Genomic DNA, 20,833 nt, shown 5'->3' on the forward strand with positions numbered 1-20,833 from the left:
TATGGATCCTCGGGCCAAGCCCGAGGATGACGTCGGAGAGATTGGAAGCCATGCGGACGCAGCACTTAATCCCTCACTGAAATCTCGTGAAACCCCGCTTTCTCGCGTCTTCGGGCGATATCGCGTTGCCGATTTTAAACCGGAACGCCGTCACCGCATAGTTTTCCAGATCGACCTCACACTGGAACGAGACATCATGCCAGCCATTGCCCGTGTTGAACGCGCCGCCGGAAGCATCGATCGAATTTCCCGAAATCCTGCCTCCCGTATCCGAATAGGGAATCATGCCTCTGGCGGCAAAACCCGCCCCCTGAATTTGGGCCAGAGCTTCAGTACTGCAAAGCTGAACAATGCGACGACGCGGTGGCAGATCACCAAACATCTGGCGTCGCTGGGCAGGCGAAAGAACCGTTGAAGACAACAGGTTTTTAGCGGCTGGAAGCTTCGCGGGTTTCTCGTCCACCACTTCGGCAGGTTTGTCTTCAGCTGGCTTCACCTGCGGCACAGGCGCCTGATCCGGCTCTTTCTCTTCCTTGACGGGCGAGACCGCAATCTCCCCCTGCTCAGCGGAAGCCTGAAGGTCGCTATTTGCGGCAGAAGGCGCGGGTTTGTCTTCCTCGGTCTTTTCAGGTTGGCTTTCGGGTTGCTCAGAAGGCTCTGTTTTCTCCGCCTCCTCCACCTTGCCCGGCTTGTCTTCAGGGTCCGCCTGTGTCTCCTCAGGTCGCATGGCGATAGCGGGTAGCGTCGCCTGCAAAGGTGGTGAAGGCTTTGTTTCCTCTGCCGGAGGCGCGGGCGGCGGCGGTGGAGGTTGCGGCTTTTCCTCTTTCGCCTCTTCCGCTGCAGGGGGCTTGCCCTCCTCCGTCTTCTTCTCCTCGGGCGGCGGCACCAGATCGACGCTGATGCTTTCCGGCTCCTGCGGTTCGGCTATCCGTTCGGGTAGTTCGAAAAGGAAGATCGCGACAACGGCAAGATGCAGCAGCACGGAGACGGGCACAGCCCATCCTTTCCCACGCCATCTGCCTGCCGAAACCTGTTGCATCTCATCGAACCAAATCGAACCGGAGGATTTCCAATAAAAGCGGAATACCTGTTTTCACACATAAGGCTTGTCGCAGAGTTCGCCAGTGCGGGAAACAAAAAACCCGGCCAGCGCAAACTGACCGGGTTCAATTTTAAAGGAAACAAACAGCTTAGCTGTCGAGGAAGCTGCGGAGCTTTCTGGAGCGGCTCGGATGCTTCAGCTTGCGCAGCGCCTTCGCTTCGATCTGACGGATACGTTCGCGCGTGACCGAGAACTGCTGGCCGACCTCTTCCAGCGTATGGTCGGTATTCATGCCAATGCCGAAGCGCATGCGCAGAACACGCTCTTCACGCGGCGTCAGCGACGCCAGAACGCGGGTGGTCGTCTCACGCAGGTTCGCCTGAATGGCGGCGTCGATCGGCAGCAGCGCGTTCTTGTCTTCGATAAAGTCACCGAGATGCGAATCCTCTTCGTCACCCACGGGGGTTTCGAGCGAGATCGGCTCCTTGGCGATCTTCAGAACCTTGCGCACCTTTTCCAGCGGCATGGCCAGCTTTTCGGCCAGCTCTTCCGGGGTCGGCTCACGGCCGATCTCGTGCAGCATCTGGCGCGAGGTGCGAACGATCTTGTTGATCGTTTCGATCATATGCACCGGAATACGGATCGTGCGGGCCTGATCGGCGATCGAGCGGGTGATCGCCTGCCTGATCCACCAGGTCGCATAGGTCGAGAACTTGTAACCGCGACGGTACTCGAACTTGTCGACCGCCTTCATCAGGCCGATATTGCCTTCCTGAATGAGATCGAGGAACTGCAGACCACGGTTGGTGTATTTCTTCGCAATCGAGATCACGAGACGCAGGTTGGCCTCAACCATCTCCTTCTTGGCGATACGCGCTTCACGCTCACCCTTCTGCACCATCGAAACGATGCGGCGGAATTCGGCGATGGAAATGCCGGTTTCTGTCGAGAGGTTCTGGATTTCCTGACGGATTTCGCGGATCGTGTTGCTTTCCTCACGGGCGAATTCCTTCCAGCCGCGCGCGGCCAGATTGGCAATCGACTTCATCCAGTTCGGATCGAGTTCCGCACCGTGATACTGCTCGAGGAAGCTGTCGCGCTTGACGCCATAGGATTCGGCAAGGCGCAGCAAACGGCCTTCGTTCTGCATCAGACGCTTGGAAATGTCGTAGAGCTGCTCGACAAGGCTGTCGATACGGTTCTGGTTCAGCGACAGCGACTTTACGGCCGTGATCAGCTGATCCTTCAGTTCCTTGTAACGACGCTCCTGACCGGAAGACAGGGTACCGGTGCAGGCAAGGCGCGCCTCAACCTGCTGGTCCTGAAGCTTGCGAAGCTTCTTGTAGGTGTCAGCGATGGTGTCGAGCGTTTCCATGACCTGCGGGCGCAATTCGGCTTCCATCGCGGCAAGCGAAAGATTGGACTCGTCGTCGTCCTCTTCTTCCTCTTCCGGCGGCAGGCCATCGCCGCCCACATCCGTCACATCCTCGTCGCCGGTCGGTGCACGCAGCTTGCGGGTCTTTTCCTTCTCTTCGGCGGCCTTGCGGTCCGCCTCGATCTTTTCCGGGCTCTGGAACTGCGGCGCCGCCTTGGCTTCCGGGCCGGAATAGGTGGTTTCGAGATCGATAATCTCGCGCAGCAGCGTCGTGCCTTCGTTGAGTTCGTCGCGCCAGATGATCAGCGCCTGGAATGTCAGCGGGCTTTCGCACAGGCCCGAAATCATCGTTTCGCGGCCGGCCTCGATGCGCTTGGCGATGGCGATTTCGCCCTCGCGCGACAGAAGCTCGACGGAACCCATTTCGCGCAGATACATGCGCACCGGGTCGTCGGTACGGTCGGTCGGTTCTTTCTTCTTTGCGGTCGCAAGCGCGGTGCCGCCGGAAGGGGCCAGTTCACCGCCTTCGGAATCGTCGCTGTCGGAATCGCTGTCGTCGTCGCTCGCGGTCGCCTCTTCGGCATCCTCGTCCTCGATCACGTTGATGCCCATATCGGACAGCATCGCCATCGTGTCTTCGATCTGCTCGGAAGTCACCTCTTCGGACGGCAGGACGGAATTCAGCTCGTCCATCGTCACATAGCCGCGCTTCTTGGCGGCCTTGATCATTTTCTTGACCGCGTCATCCGAAAGATCGAGAAGCGGACCGTCCGTCGCACCGTCGCGTTCGTTTTCTGCTTCTTCGTTTTCTTTGACTTTGGTTGCCATCTATCTCGTCGCTTTCCCTGACGCTAACACCTGTTCCGCCGCATCGCCGTCCGCTCCTTGAGCATCCGGCGCATTGCCGCGAATCACTGTCAGACACCTAACGGAGTGATCTTTAATTGCCGATTAACCACGGCAGCCTCAGGCAGAATGCAAAGACAGTGCACCCGGAAATGCTTGCTCATGCAATTTCTATCCGCCAAGGCTCATTCCACCTTACTTTTCCTGAAATGGTGATTCCCGCTATTTCCCGTCGCGTCAAGCCTTTAGGGGCGAGACAGCCACGGAAATTCGTAAAAAAGGCCGCATTTTGCGGGTTATCACCAGACTACCCCCTATTTAGGACGCCTGCCGCAAAAGGCAACCCCACACGCCTTTCAATTATTCCCGGCCGCCCCTACCCATGGCCGAAGGCAGGCCCCTTCACCCGCCCGGACATGACCCCGAAACCGTCGATAATCGCCTCCTGATTTTCCATGCGGCCGATTTCAAGCTGAACTTCGGCCAGCGCCCGCACCAGAAGTGTGCCGTCCCCTTTTCCTTCTATAATCTCTCTTTCAAGTTCACGCTCGAGTTCACGCTTCTGCTGGAGCAATGATTTTGTTCTTTTATGAAGCGAAAGGGCCTGTACATATCCTTCGCGAGCGTCCTCCATGGCAGCCTGCTCCGTGGCAGTCCAGAGCCGAGCATTGCGCACCTGCTGATCCATTGCCTTCAAGAGAGCCTCGAAACCGTGCTGAGACAGACGCTCTAAAAGGCCTTTCCGCGATATATCTGCCGCACATTCTGCAGCATAAGTCAGCACTGAGGACCAAAGCCGCTGTAAATCGCGGTTTTGGTAGTCAATGGCAGCGATCTCATCATATTCTTCGAGCAACAATTCGGGATGATTGACGATGGTAATAGCAAGCACACTCTCCCTGAGCGAAGGGGTGGTCAAATAGCCTTTAACAAGACCGGAACGCGCCAGTCGCTCATAATTGTTGCCTGGAGGCGCCGACATCGCCCCACCCCGCTCCGACGCATTGCGCTGGAAGCCCCGCCCGGCTCCCTGTCCGCCATCGCGACGGAAGTTACCGCCCTGCTGAAAACGCGGCTGGAAGAAGCCGTTCAACCTGTCGCGCATATCCTGCTGGTAAAAACGCCGCACCGCCTCGTCACCGATGACGGCAACGATCTGTCGCAGGCGGCTTTCAAGCTGGGCGCGCTTTTCCGGCGTATCAAAGGTGACGCCGGCGGTCTCCCGGCTCCAGATCATCGCGGCGAGCGGCTTTGCTTCCGAAAGCACCCGGTCAAACGGCGCGCGCCCCTCCAGCCGCACGAGATCGTCCGGGTCCTTGCCGTCAGGCAGAAGCGCGAAGCTCACCGAACGGTCCGGCTTGATATGCGGCAGAGCCAGATCCGCCGCGCGGTTGGCGGCGCGAATGCCGGCGCCATCGCCATCAAAGCAGAGGATCGGCTGTGGCGACATCTTCCAGAGGAGGTCGAGCTGGCTTTCCGTCAGCGCCGTGCCGAGCGGCGCAACGGCATTTTCAACGCCCGCCTGATAGAGCGCGATGACATCCATATAGCCTTCAACGGCAATGACAGCGCCGCCGGCCGCCTGCGAGGCACGCCGGGCACGGGCGAAATTGTAGAGAACATTGCCCTTGTGAAAAAGCTCGGTCTCGTTGGAATTCAGATATTTCGCCACCGCATCCGCCGCCATGGCGCGGCCGCCAAAGGCGATCACCTTTTCGCGTGACGACAGGATCGGGAACATGATGCGGTCGCGAAAGCGGTCGTAGGAGACGGGCACATTTTCATGCACCACCAGCCCGCAGGCTTCCATCTGTTCCCGCGACACGCCCTTGCCTGCCAGGTGCTCCTTGAGCGCATTGCGGCTATCAGGCGCAAAACCGAGCCGGAAGGTCTCGATGGTGCGCCCGGTCAACCCACGATCACGCAGATAGGCCCGCGCCCGCGCGCCAAGCGCCGTCTGCAGCTGGTCCTGAAAGAACAGCGTCGCCATTTCCATGACGTCCTGAAGCGAGGTGCGCTCACGCTCACGCTTTTCCGCCTGCGGATCGGGCTGCGGCATCGCGATGCCGGCCATGTCGGCGACCTGCTGCACAGCCTCTGGAAAACTCAGTCCTTCGAGTTCGGTCAGAAACCGGAAATGATCGCCGGAAACACCGCAGCCAAAGCAATGATAGCGCCCCTTGCGGTCCTCACAATGGAAACTGGGACTTTTCTCGCCGTGGAACGGGCAGCAGGCCCAATAATCACCGCGTGACGTATTCGTCTTCTTCTTGTCCCAGGACACACGTCGGCCAATCACATCGGAGATGTGCACGCGGTCGCGTATCTCATCGAGAAAAGAATTGGAAAAGCGCATGGGTTACCCGTTTGAGGCCAGTCTTTCATATAAGCGCAGAACGGCCGCAATACAAAATGGATAGGTAAAGAATACCCACTATTCACAGGCGGCGTTGACATTAATGTATATACAGACGAATATACGCGAGCCGTACATGAGTGCCTTTGAACTGGAATCGGTTTCAGGCGGCTCATGGACATTGTGACGAGAGATTTCATTTCCTTTGAATGGGATGAAAACAAGCGGCTGAGTAACATTCAGAAGCACGGTATCGACTTTCCGAGGGCGGCAAGAGCGCTTTCGCAACCGCATCTGGAAAGTCGCTCCGATCAAAACGGAGAGAGTCGCATTCTGGCGATATGCCCGGAAACAGACGATCTGATCGCAATCATCTATACGATGCGGGGAGATATCTGCCGGATCATATCAGCGCGGGCGACGAGGAAAAATGAGCGAAGAACGTATCGTCAGATATTCTCTGGATGAGATCCGGGAAAAGATCGCCAAGGGCGAAGATCGAACCGACTGGGCGCGTGTCGATGCCATGACCGACGAGGATATCGAACGCGCCACACGCGACGATCCGGACTGGGCAGGCTTCGACGATATCGACTGGTCGAAGGCTGAAGTCGTTTTTCCCACAGCCAAACAATCCATTTCCATCCGCGTTGATCAGGATGTGGTGGACTTCTTCAAGTCCACCGGCAAAGGCTATCAGACACGCATGAATGCGGTCCTGCGCCATTATGTGCATGAACAGAAAAAGCGGCAGGGCTGAAGGCAGCAAATCGCCATTGCGCCTGCTTCCGGCAAATTTGTGGCAGTGCACCATCACCAAAAATTATGTTTTTGTAATTTGAGCCGCCCGCTGCGGCAATGTAAAAACATACCTGAAGGCAGCACTTGATCTCCGCATAAATCTGCCGACGCCCACAGGCACGTCCCCCGAAAAAAGCCTGTGAAGGACCGCATTTTGATCCGCCGGAATGCGCATTCGTCGGCAGAAAAAAGGCAGGGTAGCCATGGCTACCCTGCCTTTACTTTTTCCAACCCGGAAGAAACCTACTTCAGCAAATCCTTGACGACGCCTGAAGCCTTCGCAAAGTCGATCTGGCCGGGATAGCGCTCCTTCAGCGCATTCATGCACTTGCCCATATCGCGCAGGCCGGAGGCGCCGGTCTCGGCGATGACGGCCTGGCACAATTCGCGCACCTTCTCGGCCGGGATTTCCTCCGGCATGAATTCCTTGATGATGACGATTTCCTCACGCTCCTGCGCGGCAAGCTCAGGGCGGCTGGCACCGTCATAGATGGCGGCGGATTCTTCCCGCTGCTTTACCATCTTCGTCAGAATCTGCATGATATCTTCATCGCTGACAGGGTCCTTGCCCACGCCGCGATTGGCGATATCACGATCCTTGATGGCCGTCTGGATGAGGCGCACGGTCGATGTACGCCGGGCGTCACGAGCCTTCAGCGCCTCTTTCAAAGTATTTGCGAATACATCGCGCAGCATTTCTTTTTCTCCTTGGGAAAGCGCATTCCGCAGCTTCTTCATACGGAAACTTTCCACCTTATTTTTCGCAACGACATAAACGAGCAAACCCGCTCAAGCAAATCAAATGCATAAGCCCTTGAATGTACGAAGGTTTAATTCCGCGTAAATCTTGAGCCTGCGGTTGACCGCTTGGGCAGCTTTCGTTATTTTCCGGCACCTGCACGAGATTTTAACGAAGGGTCGGAACGCGAGTTTATCGCGCGCCCCTTTATGTCACGAAGCCTGCGACAAAAATGGCCCCTTACCCCCTGCCTTTCAAGAGGCGGGCTGCGAAGCGGCAGAAACGGAACGAGATGACCGAGACAGCGCCCTGGACTACCCGCAAACCGACCGCAATGCTTGTTCTTGCCGATGGCACAGTGATCGAGGGCACAGGCATTGGCGCAACCGGCAAGGTACAGGCCGAAGTCTGTTTCAACACCGCGCTGACGGGTTACGAGGAAATCCTCACCGATCCCTCCTATCTCGGCCAGATCGTCACCTTCACCTTCCCGCATATCGGCAATGTCGGCACAAACGAGGAAGACATTGAAGACCTGACCCCCGCCGCCCGCCGCGGCGCCGTCGGCGTCATCTTCAAGGCAGACATCACCGACCCGTCGAACTTCCGCGCCGTCAAGCATCTGGACGCCTGGCTGAAGGCCCGCGGCGTCATCGGCCTCTGCGGCATCGACACGCGCGCGCTGACGGCATGGATCCGCGAAAACGGCGCGCCGAACGCGGTGATCGCCCATGACCCGAACGGCGTCTTCGACATCGAGGCGCTGAAGGTGGAAGCAAAGGCATGGAGCGGCCTTGTCGGCCTCGACCTCGCCATCGAAGCCACCTCCGGTCAGTCCTCCACCTGGACGGAAACGCCGTGGGTCTGGAACAAGGGCTACGGCACGCTCGGCGAAGCCGATGCGAAGTATCACGTCGTCTGCGTCGATTTCGGCGTCAAGCGCAACATCCTGCGCCTCTTCGCCGGTCTCGATTGCAAGGTCACGGTCGTTCCGGCCCAGACTTCGGCCGAAGACATTCTGGCGCTGAAGCCGGATGGCGTGTTCCTCTCCAACGGTCCGGGAGACCCGGCCGCGACAGGCGAATATGCCGTGCCGGTCATCCAGAACCTCATCAAGAGCGAACTGCCAATCTTCGGCATCTGCCTTGGTCACCAGATGCTCGGCCTCGCCGTCGGCGCAAAGACCGAAAAGATGCATCAGGGCCATCACGGCGCCAACCATCCGGTCAAGGACTTCACCACCGGCAAGGTGGAAATCGTCTCGATGAACCACGGTTTCGCTGTTGATACCAAGTCGCTGCCCGAAGGCGTCGAAGAGACCCATATCTCGCTGTTCGATGGCACCAATTGCGGCCTGCGCATCGTCGGCAAGCCGGTCTTCTCCGTCCAGCACCACCCGGAAGCATCGCCCGGCCCGCAGGACAGCCACTACCTCTTCCGCCGCTTCGTCAACCTGCTGCGCGAGAGACAAGGCGAGGCAGCGCTCGCCGAGCGCTGATAGGCCGTTCCCATACTCCACGTCATCCTCGGGCTTGACCCGAGGATTCATCGAGACCGGGATGACCAGAATTACATGTAAGAACCATCACGGCCCGCTATCAGCGGGCCGTTCGCATTTCACGCTTCACCAGAATGACGAAGCGCACGGTCAGGAGAACGGCCGCCGTCGAAAGGCCGATCACGAAACCGAACCAGACGCCGCGCCCGCCAAAGCCGAGCGGAAAGGCCATGGTCCAGGCAAGCGCCAGCCCGATCGGCCAATAGGAAATCAGCGCCAGCATCGCCGGAATGCGCGCATCCTTTAATCCGCGCAGCAAGCCTGCGGTGACGGCCTGAATGCCATCGACCAGCTGGAAGATGCCGGCAATCACCACCAGGCTGCTGGCATAAGCAAGCACTTCCGCCGCTTCCGGCAGTTTCGCATCAAGGAACCATTTCGCCAGGAATTCCGGAACCGCCGCAAACAGGATGCCGCCGCAAACCGCAATGCCGCACGCAATCGCATAGACCATGATGGAAGCACGGACGAGGTTTTTGAAATCGCCCTGACCGCGCGCTATCCCCACCCGAACGGTTGCGGCCTGCGCCAGACCAAGCGGGATCATGAAGGCGATGGACGCAAGCTGCAGGGCAATGCCGTGCGCCGCCAGCTGCACGGTGCCGATCTGTCCCATCAAAATGGAAGCGGCGGCAAACAGCGTCACTTCGGCAAGGATGGTGATGCCGATCGGCAGCCCGAGGCGCAGCACTTCGAACAGCGCATGCCAGTCCGGCCGCCAGAAGCGCACGAACAGCTCGTACTTCTTCGTTTCCTCACGCGTCTGCACGTAAGCGACAATGAAGATGAAGCTGAAGGCATTGACGATGACGGCAACGACGGCAGCACCATTCATGCCCATCGCCGGCAATCCGAAATGGCCGAATACCAGCGCGTAGGCGAGCACGCCATTCATCAACAGCATGATGATGGTGACATAAAGAATGATGCCCGCACGGCCGATGGCACTGACAAGTCCGCGCAGCACATAGAAAAGCAGCGCCGGCAGAAGGCCGAATTTGGCGATGGCGAGATAGTGGCCGGTCAGCGCCGCGACATCAGGGTTCTGCCCGAGATAGATCAGGATGCGCTCGGCATTGAAGAATATCGGCAAAGCGAGCACCCAATAGGCGATCGCCACCCACATGCCCATGCGCAATGAGCGGCGGGCCGCCGTCGCGTCCCCCTGCCCGTAGGCCTGCGCCACCATCGGCACCACGGCCACGGAAAATCCCGAGCCGAAAATGAAAACGACGAAGAAGAACTGCCCGGCCAGCACCATGGCCGCGAGCTTTTCGGCACCCAGCTGGCCGACGATGACCATGTCAGTGGTATGGATGCCAAGCTGCGCGAGCTGCGCACCGATAAGCGGAATTCCCAGCGCAAGCGTAGCCCTGAAATGCGAAAGCCACGACCCCGATCCGGTGGGAACGGTTTCTGCAACAACCGACGAAGACATTGTAATTCACCTGAATTTTGGCCGTTGCCCGCGAATTGCGCAACGGCAGCAGGTCGATGAATAAAATATTCCCCTCCTGCACGCAACCTTTGCGGATCAATGATCAAAATTTACGCAAATGACCGTCCTGGGTGCGACATCCGTTCAAGATCGACCGAAACAGCATGACATAAAACAAATTTAGCCGAATTTTACCATTTCACTTTACCCATTAGAACATCGCGAAGTTCTTTAAAATCATAAGCTGCATGATGCAGAATATTCCCGCCATTGAGGCATGTCTTTCCCATCATTTTCCAAGATGAACCGAACGGGCATCTGGTTCCAAGGACGTGTAGCTTGCCAAAAAAAACCAATCTCATGACGCGCATTCTGTTTGCGGCGTCGTCGCTTGTCGTCGCCGCCTTTGCAGGCTTTTCTTTCTACATCGATAGCCTCCAGCATCGGGTGACGACGGAAGCCGTGGCGGAAAACATTGATTCTTCCGGCAAACAGGCCGCCCAGAGCATCGCCAACTGGCTGAACGGCCGCATCATGCTGACCGACACGGTGGCGAAAACGCTTGCCAAGCTTTCCGATGACGACGCCAAGGTGCAGTTCCTGCAGAACGATGTTCTGACGGCACAATTCATGTCCACCTATTTCGGCAATGCCGAAACCGGCAGCTTCACGACCTTCCCGAAACTGCCGCTGCCGGAAGGTTACGACCCGCGCAAGCGCCCCTGGTATCTCGATGCCGTCAAGGCCGGCAAGCCTGTGCTGACCGAACCCTATAGCGATGCCTCGACCGGCGGCCTCATCATCACCGCCGCCATTCCCGTTTCCATCGACGGCAAGCTGGCCGGCGTTACCGGCAGCGACTTCTCGCTGGAATCGCTGGTCAACATGATCAAATCGGTCGATGCCGGCACGGATGGATATGCATTCCTCGTCAGTAAGGACGGCAAAATCCTTATTCATCCCGATCCGAAATTTGTCGACAAGCCGATTACCGATCTCTTCAAGGTCGACACACCGGCGATTTCCTCGGCGATTTCGCAGACGGAGATCGACGGCAAGGGCAAGATCACCAGCTTCATCCCGGTCGCCGGCCTGCCTTCGGTGGACTGGTATCTCGGTTTCGTGGTCGATTCCGATGTCGCCTACAGCGCAATCGGCCAGTTCCGTCTGGCGGCAACCATAGCCACCATTCTCGCTGCCGCCATCATGATCGGCCTGCTAGCCACCGTGCTCAGCCGTTTCATCGTTCGCCCGGTCACGCAGATGACCGCCGCAATGGAAGGCCTTGCGGCCGGCAATCTCAACGTCACCATTCCGGGCCAGGAACGCACCGACCAGATCGGCTCAATGGCCGCGGCAGTCGCCGTATTCAGATCGAACGCCACGGAGCGTCTGCGCCTCGAAGGTGACGCCGAACAGAACCGCACGCTTTCCGAACAGGAACGCAACGACCGCGAAAGGCTGGCGGCGAAAGACGCGGCAGACATCCAGTTCGCGGTCGATTCGCTCGCCAAGGGGCTGGCGCATCTTTCGAACGGCGATCTCAACTACCGCATCGACACGCCTTTCGTGACCCGCATCGACCGGCTGCGCGATGATTTCAACAATTCCGTCGCCAAGCTCAATGTTGCCTTGAGCACCGTTGGCCAGAATGCGCGGGCAATCGATGCCGGTGCAGGAGAAATCCGCCAGTCCGCCGACGATCTGGCGCGGCGCACCGAACAGCAGGCAGCCTCCGTGGAGGAGACGGCAGCGGCCCTTGAGGAAATCACCACAACGGTCAAGGATTCCGCCCGCCGTGCCGAAGAAGTCGGTCGTCTGGTTGATCGTGCGCGCAACAATGCCGAACAATCCGGCATCATCGTCGAAGACGCCGTTCGCGCCATGGAAGGCATCGAAAAATCATCCTCCGAGATCAGCAACATCATCGGCGTGATCGACGAGATCGCCTTCCAGACCAACCTTCTGGCGCTGAATGCCGGTGTGGAAGCGGCACGCGCCGGCGAGGCCGGTAAGGGTTTTGCCGTCGTCGCCCAGGAAGTGCGCGAGCTTGCCCAGCGCTCCGCCAATGCGGCCAAGGAGATCAAGACGCTGATCAACGCCTCGACGTCGCAGGTGCAGTCCGGTGTCGATCTCGTCGGCAATGCCGGCAAGGCGCTGGAAACCATCGTCCGCGAAGTGCAGGAGATCAACCGCCACATCGACGCCATCGTGACCTCATCGCGCGAACAGTCCACCGGCCTTCAGGAAATCAACACCGCCATCAACACCATCGATCAGGGCACGCAGCAGAATGCCGCCATGGTCGAGGAACAGACGGCGGCAAGCCATGGCCTCGCCTCGGAAGCGGCGGCGCTGAACGATCTGCTCGCCCAATTCCAGCTCGCCACGGCAACGCGGCGGCAGGCTGAATATGGGCGCGCTGCGTGAGGTGAGAATAGCTCACAGGCGAGACCTACAGACTCCGTCACCCCGGACTTGATCCGGGGTCCACGATCAAGTCCTTGATCGCAAAAGACTCTCCTCACTGCGCAGACGCGCCGTGGCTGGATGCCGGATCAAGTCCGGCATGACGAAAGAGAGGTTTCCGCACTTTTCCGCAATATGATGGCCGGAGCGATCCGGCCATTTTTCTTGCCCATCCCGCCAATAGCCTGTTCCCGCCACCCGCACGATCCGATAGAGCTTGATCGATCATGATTTGCGGAGGGATCCATGCTGGAACTGATTTGGCGCGGCATTGCCATGGGCATTGGCGGCACCGTGTTTATGGATATATGGGCGATCGTGCTGCACCGGTTTTTCGGTCAGTCCGCCCCGAACTGGGCGCCGGTCGGCCGCTGGTTCTGGCATGTGCCGAAGGGCACGATATTTCACGACAGCATCGCCACGGCCGCATCCTACGAACACGAACTGGCACTTGGCTGGATTTCACATTATGCCGTCGGCATTCTCTACGGCGTGGTTCTCGCCCTGATCGTGCCGGCCTCGTGGTTTTCCGAGCCGTCCTTCGTCCAGCCATGGATCGTCGGCATCGTCACGGTCGGCGCAGGCTGGTTCCTGCTGCAGCCGGGCCTTGGCATTGGCTGGGCAGCATCGAAGACGCCCAATCCCACCAAGGTTCGTGTCCTCAACCTCGTTGCCCACACGGTCTTTGCGCTCGGCATGTATGCCGTGGCGCTTTTGCTGCGCTGAATAAAAAAGGGGGCTGAAAAGCCCCCTTTTCCGTCTGCTCAGATATTCGCCGAGAAGGTGTCGCAATCTTCGACACGGCCACTCTGGAAACCGCGCTTGAACCATTCCATGCGCTGCGCCGACGTGCCGTGGTTGAAACTATCCGGCACCACATAGCCTTGAGTCTGCTTTTGCAGGGTGTCGTCGCCGATCTGGTGGGCGGCATTGAGCGCTTCCTCGAGGTCGCCGGTTTCGAGAATGCCCTTCTGTTCGGTGAACTTGCCCCAGATGCCGGCATAACAATCCGCCTGAAGCTCCACACGCACCGACATCTTGTTGGCATCCACCTGGCTCATCGACTGGCGGCGGCGGTTGAACTCCGGCAGGACGCCAGTCAGGTTCTGGATGTGGTGGCCAACCTCATGCGCAATCACATAGGCCTGCGCGAAATCGCCGGCTGCGCCAAAACGCTGGTCCAATTCCTTGAAGAAGCTGGTGTCGAGATAGACCTTGCGGTCACCCGGGCAATAGAACGGGCCGCTGGCGGCCGAAGCATAACCGCAGGCCGACGATACCTGGCCCGAAAACAGCACCAGCGTCGGTTTCTGATAGGTTTCGCCAGCGGACTGGAAAATGCCGCTCCAGGTATCTTCGGTCTCGGCCAGAACAGTGCGCACGAAAGCCGTCGTTTCATCGGACGACTGACCCTGCGGACGGGTGCCGGACTGCTGGGTGCCAGATTGCTGCGAGGTGCCGCCATCCAATGAAATATCGCCGCCGGAAAGCAGCGTCAGCGGGTTGATGCCGAGCACCCAGCTGATCAGGAGAATGACCAGAATACCGCCGATGCCAATACCGCCACCGCGACGCCCGATCGGCACGCGCATTCCACCACGGGAAAAAGGATCGTTACCCGAAGGCCCCGATCCCGCTGACATGCCGCGCCGGTCCTCGATATTGTCCGACTGGCGACGCCCTCTCCACTCCATGCTCTTCTCCCGGCGATATCGCCTCAACAAGCTGCCTTATAACGGCACTATAATACATCTTGTTCCGGAAGAAAGCAGAGGCGGCAAATGGAGTCTTTCATACGGTTCTGCGTCTTTGCCTCAACACAGTCAGAAACAGGAAGGCGAAGACGAGTGCGACGGCGGAAAGAGTTGCAAGACCGGCTTTCCCGTCGCCGAACGCAACCTCATGCATGATGCGTCCGGGAACGAAGGTGAAGCCGCCGGCAATCACGATACCACCGAGATAAACGCTCTGCATGATGCGCATATGGCGTGCGATATCGCCACGGCGCGCGAAATAGACCGATTGCAGGCAGCCATATATGGTGAAAATGGAAAGCAGGTGGATCGGGCTAAAACCGTAAAAAATCCGCAATTCATGAATGAAGAAGGTCGAAACGGACGTTACGATCATCAGCGCCACCCAGACCTTGCCCAGCAGCCGGTGAACGGCGGTGCCCTTGGGGCGAAGAAAAACAAAGGCCCCGAGAAACGCTGCGGGCACAACGGTCAGGACATGGAATTGCACGGCAAGCGGTGCATCTAACAAAGGCTGGAGTGACATGGGTTTACTGTTCTGGCCTGGTTGAAATCACCGGCAATTTCGGCAAAACATGCGCGAAAGAAAAATCGATTGGCGTCAATCGCAGGAAAACTTCGTGGATCACCCGTATCTGCAATCCACGCTTCGTGAAATGCACGCCGTCCTGCAATCCCGCAGGCTGTGGCTGACATTTCTTGCCATATTGGCGATCTTCATTCTGACCGGACCTTTCGGGACCAGCGAAACCATGAGCTTCGCCGACCGGCTGCTTTACTGGACGATCGTTCAAACCGGCGCCTGGGCAATCGCCATAGCCTTTTCGATCATCGCCAATGCCGTCCTCGCGGCGAGTATCGAGAGTATGCTGACGCGAATGATGATCGGCTCGCTGCTCTCATCCCTGCCGATCGGATTGTTGCTCGCCCTTACGAACCATGCCTTTTACGACAGGAACATCGGCTTCCTCCCCATAATGAGAGGCAGCCTCACCGCCTTGCCGCTCTGCGCGATCTTTTGCCTGCTGAGCTACCTCACTGCGCGTCAGGCTGTCGAAGCGGCAAAGGACATGGAGGAGGATGAAGACCGCGGCATAAAAAACACCGCACCGCTGCTGGAGCGGCTGTCGCCGCAAAAGGGTGGTGAATTGTTACGCCTTTCCGTGCAGGATCATTATACCGAAATCGTCACCACGCGCGGACGCCAGCTCGTTCTGTTACGCTTTGCCGATGCACTGCGGGAAATCGGCGATACGCAGGGCTTGCAGGTGCACCGTTCCCATTGGGTGGCGGATGCGGGTGTGGTCTCGCTGCTGAGAAAGACGGGACGTCTTTATGTGGTGATGCATGACGGTACGGAAATTCCCGTCAGCCGCTCTTACAGTGCAGCGGTACAGGCCCGTTTTGCCGCCCTTGTCCCTGCCCGTTAAGAGTTTCTGTCGATTCCGGAATTTATGGGGTTCCGTTCTCAAAAACATTTGCCTATAAGCCGCTTCTAGCCTGAAAACATTTGAATTGCGCTCCCCGGCCGGTGATCTTCCACCCTGGCCGGTGTTTTGCGCAACCAAAAAGCGGAACGAGAGAGCCATGCCGAAGCGCCAAGATATCAAGTCCATCCTCATCATCGGCGCGGGACCGATCGTCATCGGTCAGGCATGTGAATTCGACTATTCCGGCACACAGGCCTGCAAGGCGCTGAAGGAAGAAGGGTACCGGGTCATCCTGGTCAACTCCAACCCGGCGACCATCATGACCGATCCGGGCCTTGCCGACGCAACCTATGTCGAGCCGATCACGCCTGAAGTCGTCGCCAAGATCATCGCCAAGGAACGTCCGGACGCACTGCTGCCGACCATGGGCGGCCAGACCGCGCTCAACACCGCGCTGTCTCTCAAGCGCATGGGCGTTCTCGACCGCTACAACGTCGAAATGATCGGCGCAAAGCCGGAAGCCATCGACATGGCCGAAGACCGCGCCCTCTTCCGCGAAGCCATGGCGCGCATCGGCCTCGAAACGCCGAAATCCATGCTGGCCAACGCCACCGAGATCAAGGACGCTGACCGCAAGAAACACGAAGCCGCCCGCACCGAGCTGAAGGGCAAGCTTTCCGGCCCCGATCTCGACAAGGCGCTGGACGATCTCGAAAACCAGTGGAACCTCGGCGAAACCGACCGCAAGCAGCGTTATATGGCCCATGCCATGGCAATCGCCGCCCAGGCCATCGATCACGTGGGGCTGCCGGCGATCATCCGCCCGTCGTTTACGCTTGGCGGCACCGGCGGCGGCATTGCCTATAACCGCTCTGAATTCTTCGACATCGTGTCGGGCGGCCTCGACGCCTCGCCGACCACGGAAGTGCTGGTCGAAGAATCGGTTCTCGGCTGGAAGGAATATGAGATGGAAGTCGTCCGCGACAAGGCGGACAATTGCATCATCATCTGCTCCATCGAAAACATCGACCCGATGGGTGTCCACACGGGCGACTCGATCACGGTTGCACCGGCGCTGACCTTGACCGACAAGGAATACCAGATCATGCGCAACGCCTCCATCGCGGTGCTGCGCGAGATCGGCGTTGAGACCGGCGGCTCGAACGTTCAGTTCGCCGTCAACCCGAAGGACGGCCGCCTCGTCGTCATCGAAATGAACCCGCGCGTCTCGCGCTCGTCTGCTCTCGCTTCCAAGGCGACCGGCTTCCCGATCGCCAAGATCGCCGCCAAGCTCGCCATCGGCTATACGCTGGATGAGCTGGAAAACGATATCACCGGCGGTGCGACACCTGCTTCGTTCGAGCCTTCGATCGACTACGTCGTCACCAAGATCCCGCGTTTTGCCTTTGAGAAGTTCCCGGGCGCTTCGCCGATCCTCACCACCGCCATGAAGTCGGTCGGTGAAGTCATGGCCATCGGCCGCACCTTCGCCGAATCGCTGCAGAAGGCGCTGCGCGGCATGGAAACCGGCCTCACGGGTCTCGATGAAATCGAAATCCCCGGCTTTGAAGAAGGCGAAGGCTCCAAGAACGCCATCCGCGCCGCAATCGGCACGCCGACGCCAGATCGCCTGCGTATGGTCGCCCAGGCGCTGCGCATGGGCATGACCGAAGAAGAAGTTCACGAGAACTCGAAGATCGATCCCTGGTTCATCGCCCAGTTCAAGGCCATCGTTGATACGGAAGCCCGCATCCGCGAGCACGGCCTGCCGCAGGATGCCGAAAACCTGCGCATGCTGAAAGCCATGGGCTTCTCCGACGCCCGCCTCGCAAGCCTGACGTCCAAGCGTCCGAAGGAAGTGGCCGAACTGCGCAACAGCCTGAACGTTCGCCCGGTCTTCAAGCGCATCGACACCTGCGCGGCCGAATTCGCTTCGCCGACCGCTTACATGTATTCGACCTACGAAATCCCCTTCGTCGGCGCTGCCCGCTCGGAAGCACAGGTTTCGGATCGCAAGAAGGTCGTCATCCTCGGCGGTGGCCCGAACCGTATCGGCCAGGGCATCGAGTTCGATTATTGCTGCTGCCACGCCGCCTTCGCGCTGAAGGATGCCGGCTTCGAAGCGATTATGATCAACTGCAACCCGGAAACCGTCTCCACCGACTACGACACCTCCGACCGCCTCTACTTCGAGCCGCTCACCGCCGAAGACGTAATCGAGATCATGCGCGCCGAGCAGGAAAAGGGCGAGCTTGTTGGCGTCATCGTGCAGTTTGGCGGCCAGACCCCGCTGAAGCTTGCCGAAGCACTGGAAAAGAACGGTATCCCGATCCTCGGCACTGCGCCTGACATGATCGACCTTGCCGAAGACCGCGACCGCTTCCAGAAGCTGCTGATGAAGCTGGACCTCGCCCAGCCGAACAACGGCATTGCCTATTCGGTCGAGCAGGCCCGCCTCGTCGCCTCCGAAATCGGCTTCCCGCTGGTCGTTCGCCCCTCCTACGTTCTGGGTGGCCGCGCCATGCAGATCATCCATTCGGAAGGCCAGCTCCAGACTTATCTGCTCGACACGGTTCCGGGCCTGGTGCCCGAGGACATCAAGCAGCGTTACCCGAACGACAAGACCGGCCAGATCAACACCCTGCTCGGCAAGAACCCGCTGCTGTTCGACAGCTACCTGACCAACGCCGTCGAAGTCGACGTCGATGCGCTGTGCGATGGCGAAAACGTCTTCGTCTCCGGCATCATGGAACATATCGAGGAAGCCGGCATCCATTCGGGCGACTCGGCCTGCTCGCTGCCATCGCGGTCGCTCAGCAAGGAAACCCTCGACGAACTGGAACGCCAGACGACGGCGCTTGCAAAGGCGCTTAATGTCGGCGGCCTGATGAACGTTCAATATGCCATCAAAGATGGCACGATCTACGTTCTCGAAGTCAACCCGCGCGCCTCGCGCACCGTGCCTTTCGTTGCGAAAACCATCGGCGCACCGATTGCCAAGATCGCCGCGCGCGTCATGGCCGGCGAGAAGCTTGAGCCGGCGATTGCTGCCTATGGCCAGAAGCCAGATCCGCGCAACCTTAAGCACATTGCCGTCAAGGAAGCGGTCTTCCCCTTCGCCCGCTTCCCCGGCGTCGACATTCTGCTCGGACCGGAAATGCGCTCGACCGGTGAAGTCATCGGCCTCGACACGGATTTCGCGCTGGCCTTCGCCAAGAGCCAGCTCGGCGCGGGCGTCGACCTGCCGCGCTCCGGCACGGTCTTCGTCTCGGTACGTGACGACGACAAGGAAGGCGTTCTGCCGGCCATCCGCATTCTGGTGGAGAGCGGTTTCAAGGTGCTGGCAACCGGCGGCACCCAGCGTTTCCTTGCCGAGCAGGGCGTGAATGCCGAAAAGATCAACAAGGTGCAGGAAGGCCGCCCGCATATTGAGGACGCCATCCGCAACCGTCAGGTCCAGCTCGTCATCAACACCACAGACAGCAACAAGGCGATTTCGGACAGCAAGTCGCTGCGTCGCGCAACGCTGATGCAGAAGGTGCCCTACTACACAACGATGGCCGGTGCGGAAGCCGCAGCCCTCGCCATCCAGGCGCTGAAGGCCGGCAATCTGGAAGTGAAGCCGCTACAGAACTATTTCCAGTAAGGACAGGCGCGGAAGCCCCGAAGGGTTTTCCGGTGCGGACATAACAAAACGTCGCGGGTCACCATGCCCGCGGCGTTTTGCTTTGATCATAGAAGACTGGCAGGCCTCACGCGGCCAGCGCCTCGCGAACGCAATTGCGTCCTTCTGTCTTGGCCCGATAGAGCGCGCGGTCCGCCATTTCCGCCAAAGTCTGGAGATCGCAGCCCATTTCGCCGGTGGTCGCAACGCCGATACTGATTGTCACGCCGACACGCAAACCGCCGCAATCGACCTCCGTCACGGAAACCGCATCGCGAATGCGTTCGCCGATCGTGCAGGCCTTGTGGACGCCGGCGCCCGGCAGGAAGATGATGAATTCCTCGCCGCCATATCGCGCCAGGACATCGCCGCCACGGATGCTGCCGCCGATGCGCTTCGCCACTTCCTGAAGAACGCTGTCGCCGACGGCATGTCCGAAGCGGTCGTTGATCGACTTGAAGTGATCGATATCGAGCAGCATGGCCGCATCGGCGGGATCGGGAACCGCCGGCATGGTCTGGAAAAAGAAGCGCCGGTTCTTCACCCCTGTGAGTGGATCGGTATGCGCGAGAACCAGCAATTTCCGCTCGGACCGTTCGGCCACCAGCACCATTACGAACAGGGCAATGGCAAAATTCAGCGTGATTATGAAGAAAAACGCATTGACCAGGTCGATGGTGGCGTATTGGGGGAAAAGCACGCTCTTCACCACCGAAAGCGAAATCAGGCCGGAAATGCCGGAAATTGCGCCGAGCGCCAGACGGGACAGAAGCGGTTCCCTGTGCCACCGGGCAAAAAGCCCGCCTGACCCTGCAAGATAGGCCAGAGCTGCGCAGCCGTTGAACAACGCCGCGCGATAAACATTATTGTCCGCCACCTGCTGCGCGAGAACAATCGCCAGCAGGGCGATGAGACAGACTGCCACTATGGTCCGCTTGCTGGCAGAACGTCCGTCGCTCAGGATTTTCAGGCCGAGCCAGATCAGCGCATAACCCACAATACCGAAGACGATACTGCCCAACTGCCACAGGACCGGCGACATGATGCCCCATTCGCCGTAACCGGCGAGCGTGGAGCCGATCGTCATGGAAGCAAAGCCAGCCGCCAGGGCAGCCGGTCCACGCAAACCGCGATTTGTGAGCTTCAGATAGATAAAACTCAGCAACCCAACGATGTAGGAACACTTCTGCATCAGTATGACGGTTGCAAGATCAAGTTCGCCCAGCATAATAGGTCCGCGCATTGAATAAATAGAATAATTGCAATTATAATGTTAATTATAAAATTTCAATAATAATGACAAATAATAAAAGGCAAAATATAGACAGAACATCAAGTAAAAATAAATAATAATATACGAA

The 20,833-nt window shown here is 58.7% G+C and carries 15 protein-coding genes; 7 read left to right on the forward strand and 8 right to left on the reverse strand.

The genetic code is table 11. The features are described from left to right. Positions 1–73: 73 nt before the first annotated feature. From AGR13A_RS10615 to dnaG, 3 genes are all read right to left on the reverse strand, one after another. Positions 74–994: a DUF930 domain-containing protein gene (locus AGR13A_RS10615; RefSeq protein ID WP_167377468.1), complete on the reverse strand. Its 921-nt coding sequence runs from the start codon at positions 992–994 to the stop codon at positions 74–76. Between the two features lie 196 nt (positions 995–1,190). Further along, entirely contained in the window at positions 1,191–3,245 is a 2,055-nt protein-coding gene (gene rpoD / locus AGR13A_RS10620; RefSeq protein WP_035220298.1) for an RNA polymerase sigma factor RpoD, read from the reverse strand. Positions 3,246–3,639: 394 nt separating this feature from the next. Then, positions 3,640–5,619: a DNA primase gene (gene dnaG / locus AGR13A_RS10625; protein ID WP_080835303.1), complete on the reverse strand. Its 1,980-nt coding sequence runs from the start codon at positions 5,617–5,619 to the stop codon at positions 3,640–3,642. Between the two features lie 174 nt (positions 5,620–5,793). Between dnaG and AGR13A_RS10630 the strand changes: the two genes are divergently transcribed. Then, on the forward strand, positions 5,794–6,087 hold the full coding sequence (locus AGR13A_RS10630) for a BrnT family toxin (protein WP_080835306.1): 294 nt from the start codon (positions 5,794–5,796) through the stop codon (positions 6,085–6,087). Continuing rightward, positions 6,050–6,379: a BrnA antitoxin family protein gene (locus AGR13A_RS10635; RefSeq protein WP_080835309.1), complete on the forward strand. Its 330-nt coding sequence runs from the start codon at positions 6,050–6,052 to the stop codon at positions 6,377–6,379. Before AGR13A_RS10630 ends, AGR13A_RS10635 begins: the two co-directional genes overlap by 38 nt. Positions 6,380–6,663: 284 nt before the next feature. Here the strand turns inward: AGR13A_RS10635 and AGR13A_RS10640 are convergent, their stop codons facing one another. Next, positions 6,664–7,116, reverse strand: coding sequence for a GatB/YqeY domain-containing protein (locus tag AGR13A_RS10640; protein WP_035220719.1), 453 nt, complete (start codon positions 7,114–7,116; stop codon positions 6,664–6,666). 335 nt (positions 7,117–7,451) lie between these two features. Here AGR13A_RS10640 and carA point away from each other — a divergent pair, with 335 nt between their 5' ends. Further along, complete coding sequence (gene carA / locus AGR13A_RS10645; RefSeq protein ID WP_080835312.1) at positions 7,452–8,657, forward strand: glutamine-hydrolyzing carbamoyl-phosphate synthase small subunit; 1,206 nt, start codon at positions 7,452–7,454, stop codon at positions 8,655–8,657. Between the two features lie 100 nt (positions 8,658–8,757). Here the strand turns inward: carA and AGR13A_RS10650 are convergent, their stop codons facing one another. Continuing rightward, positions 8,758–10,155 carry an MATE family efflux transporter gene (locus AGR13A_RS10650; protein ID WP_080835315.1) on the reverse strand — a complete coding sequence of 466 codons (1,398 nt, stop codon included), beginning with the start codon at positions 10,153–10,155 and terminating at the stop codon, positions 8,758–8,760. A 339-nt stretch (positions 10,156–10,494) separates the two neighbouring features. Here AGR13A_RS10650 and mcpU point away from each other — a divergent pair, with 339 nt between their 5' ends. Both mcpU and AGR13A_RS10660 read left to right on the forward strand, forming a co-directional pair. Next, entirely contained in the window at positions 10,495–12,585 is a 2,091-nt protein-coding gene (gene mcpU, locus AGR13A_RS10655) for a methyl-accepting chemotaxis protein McpU (RefSeq protein WP_080835318.1), read from the forward strand. Positions 12,586–12,870: 285 nt separating this feature from the next. Further along, entirely contained in the window at positions 12,871–13,350 is a 480-nt protein-coding gene (locus AGR13A_RS10660) for a DUF2938 domain-containing protein (protein WP_080835321.1), read from the forward strand. A 38-nt stretch (positions 13,351–13,388) separates the two neighbouring features. Here AGR13A_RS10660 and ypfJ read toward each other — a convergent pair whose 3' ends face one another. Then, positions 13,389–14,318 (reverse strand): KPN_02809 family neutral zinc metallopeptidase, encoded by a 930-nt coding sequence (gene ypfJ, locus AGR13A_RS10665; RefSeq protein ID WP_080835324.1) that lies wholly within the window; start codon positions 14,316–14,318, stop codon positions 13,389–13,391. Between the two features lie 97 nt (positions 14,319–14,415). Then, on the reverse strand, positions 14,416–14,904 hold the full coding sequence (locus AGR13A_RS10670) for a DUF2306 domain-containing protein (protein WP_080835330.1): 489 nt from the start codon (positions 14,902–14,904) through the stop codon (positions 14,416–14,418). A gap of 49 nt (positions 14,905–14,953) precedes the next feature. Between AGR13A_RS10670 and AGR13A_RS10675 the strand changes: the two genes are divergently transcribed. Further along, complete coding sequence (locus tag AGR13A_RS10675; RefSeq protein WP_167377469.1) at positions 14,954–15,808, forward strand: LytTR family DNA-binding domain-containing protein; 855 nt, start codon at positions 14,954–14,956, stop codon at positions 15,806–15,808. A 157-nt stretch (positions 15,809–15,965) separates the two neighbouring features. Then, on the forward strand, positions 15,966–19,454 hold the full coding sequence (carB, locus tag AGR13A_RS10680) for a carbamoyl-phosphate synthase large subunit (RefSeq protein ID WP_080836763.1): 3,489 nt from the start codon (positions 15,966–15,968) through the stop codon (positions 19,452–19,454). A 106-nt stretch (positions 19,455–19,560) separates the two neighbouring features. Here the strand turns inward: carB and AGR13A_RS10685 are convergent, their stop codons facing one another. After that, complete coding sequence (locus tag AGR13A_RS10685; protein WP_080835332.1) at positions 19,561–20,700, reverse strand: GGDEF domain-containing protein; 1,140 nt, start codon at positions 20,698–20,700, stop codon at positions 19,561–19,563. Positions 20,701–20,833 lie beyond the last annotated feature (133 nt).

The organism is Agrobacterium genomosp. 13 str. CFBP 6927 (assembly GCA_900012615.1).
In the GTDB taxonomy this organism is placed as follows: domain Bacteria; phylum Pseudomonadota; class Alphaproteobacteria; order Rhizobiales; family Rhizobiaceae; genus Agrobacterium.

Coding starts and splice junctions, on each gene's coding strand:
- AGR13A_RS10640 (WP_035220719.1), bottom strand. CDS start 7,116: ATGCTGCGCGATGTATTCGCAAATACTTTGAAAGAGGCGCTGAAGGCT.
- AGR13A_RS10670 (WP_080835330.1), bottom strand. CDS start 14,904: ATGTCACTCCAGCCTTTGTTAGATGCACCGCTTGCCGTGCAATTCCAT.
- carA (WP_080835312.1), top strand. CDS start 7,452: ATGACCGAGACAGCGCCCTGGACTACCCGCAAACCGACCGCAATGCTT.
- rpoD (WP_035220298.1), bottom strand. CDS start 3,245: ATGGCAACCAAAGTCAAAGAAAACGAAGAAGCAGAAAACGAACGCGAC.
- AGR13A_RS10675 (WP_167377469.1), top strand. CDS start 14,954: ATGCGCGAAAGAAAAATCGATTGGCGTCAATCGCAGGAAAACTTCGTG.
- dnaG (WP_080835303.1), bottom strand. CDS start 5,619: ATGCGCTTTTCCAATTCTTTTCTCGATGAGATACGCGACCGCGTGCAC.
- carB (WP_080836763.1), top strand. CDS start 15,966: ATGCCGAAGCGCCAAGATATCAAGTCCATCCTCATCATCGGCGCGGGA.
- AGR13A_RS10630 (WP_080835306.1), top strand. CDS start 5,794: ATGGACATTGTGACGAGAGATTTCATTTCCTTTGAATGGGATGAAAAC.
- AGR13A_RS10635 (WP_080835309.1), top strand. CDS start 6,050: ATGAGCGAAGAACGTATCGTCAGATATTCTCTGGATGAGATCCGGGAA.
- AGR13A_RS10660 (WP_080835321.1), top strand. CDS start 12,871: ATGCTGGAACTGATTTGGCGCGGCATTGCCATGGGCATTGGCGGCACC.
- ypfJ (WP_080835324.1), bottom strand. CDS start 14,318: ATGGAGTGGAGAGGGCGTCGCCAGTCGGACAATATCGAGGACCGGCGC.
- AGR13A_RS10685 (WP_080835332.1), bottom strand. CDS start 20,700: ATGCTGGGCGAACTTGATCTTGCAACCGTCATACTGATGCAGAAGTGT.
- AGR13A_RS10650 (WP_080835315.1), bottom strand. CDS start 10,155: ATGTCTTCGTCGGTTGTTGCAGAAACCGTTCCCACCGGATCGGGGTCG.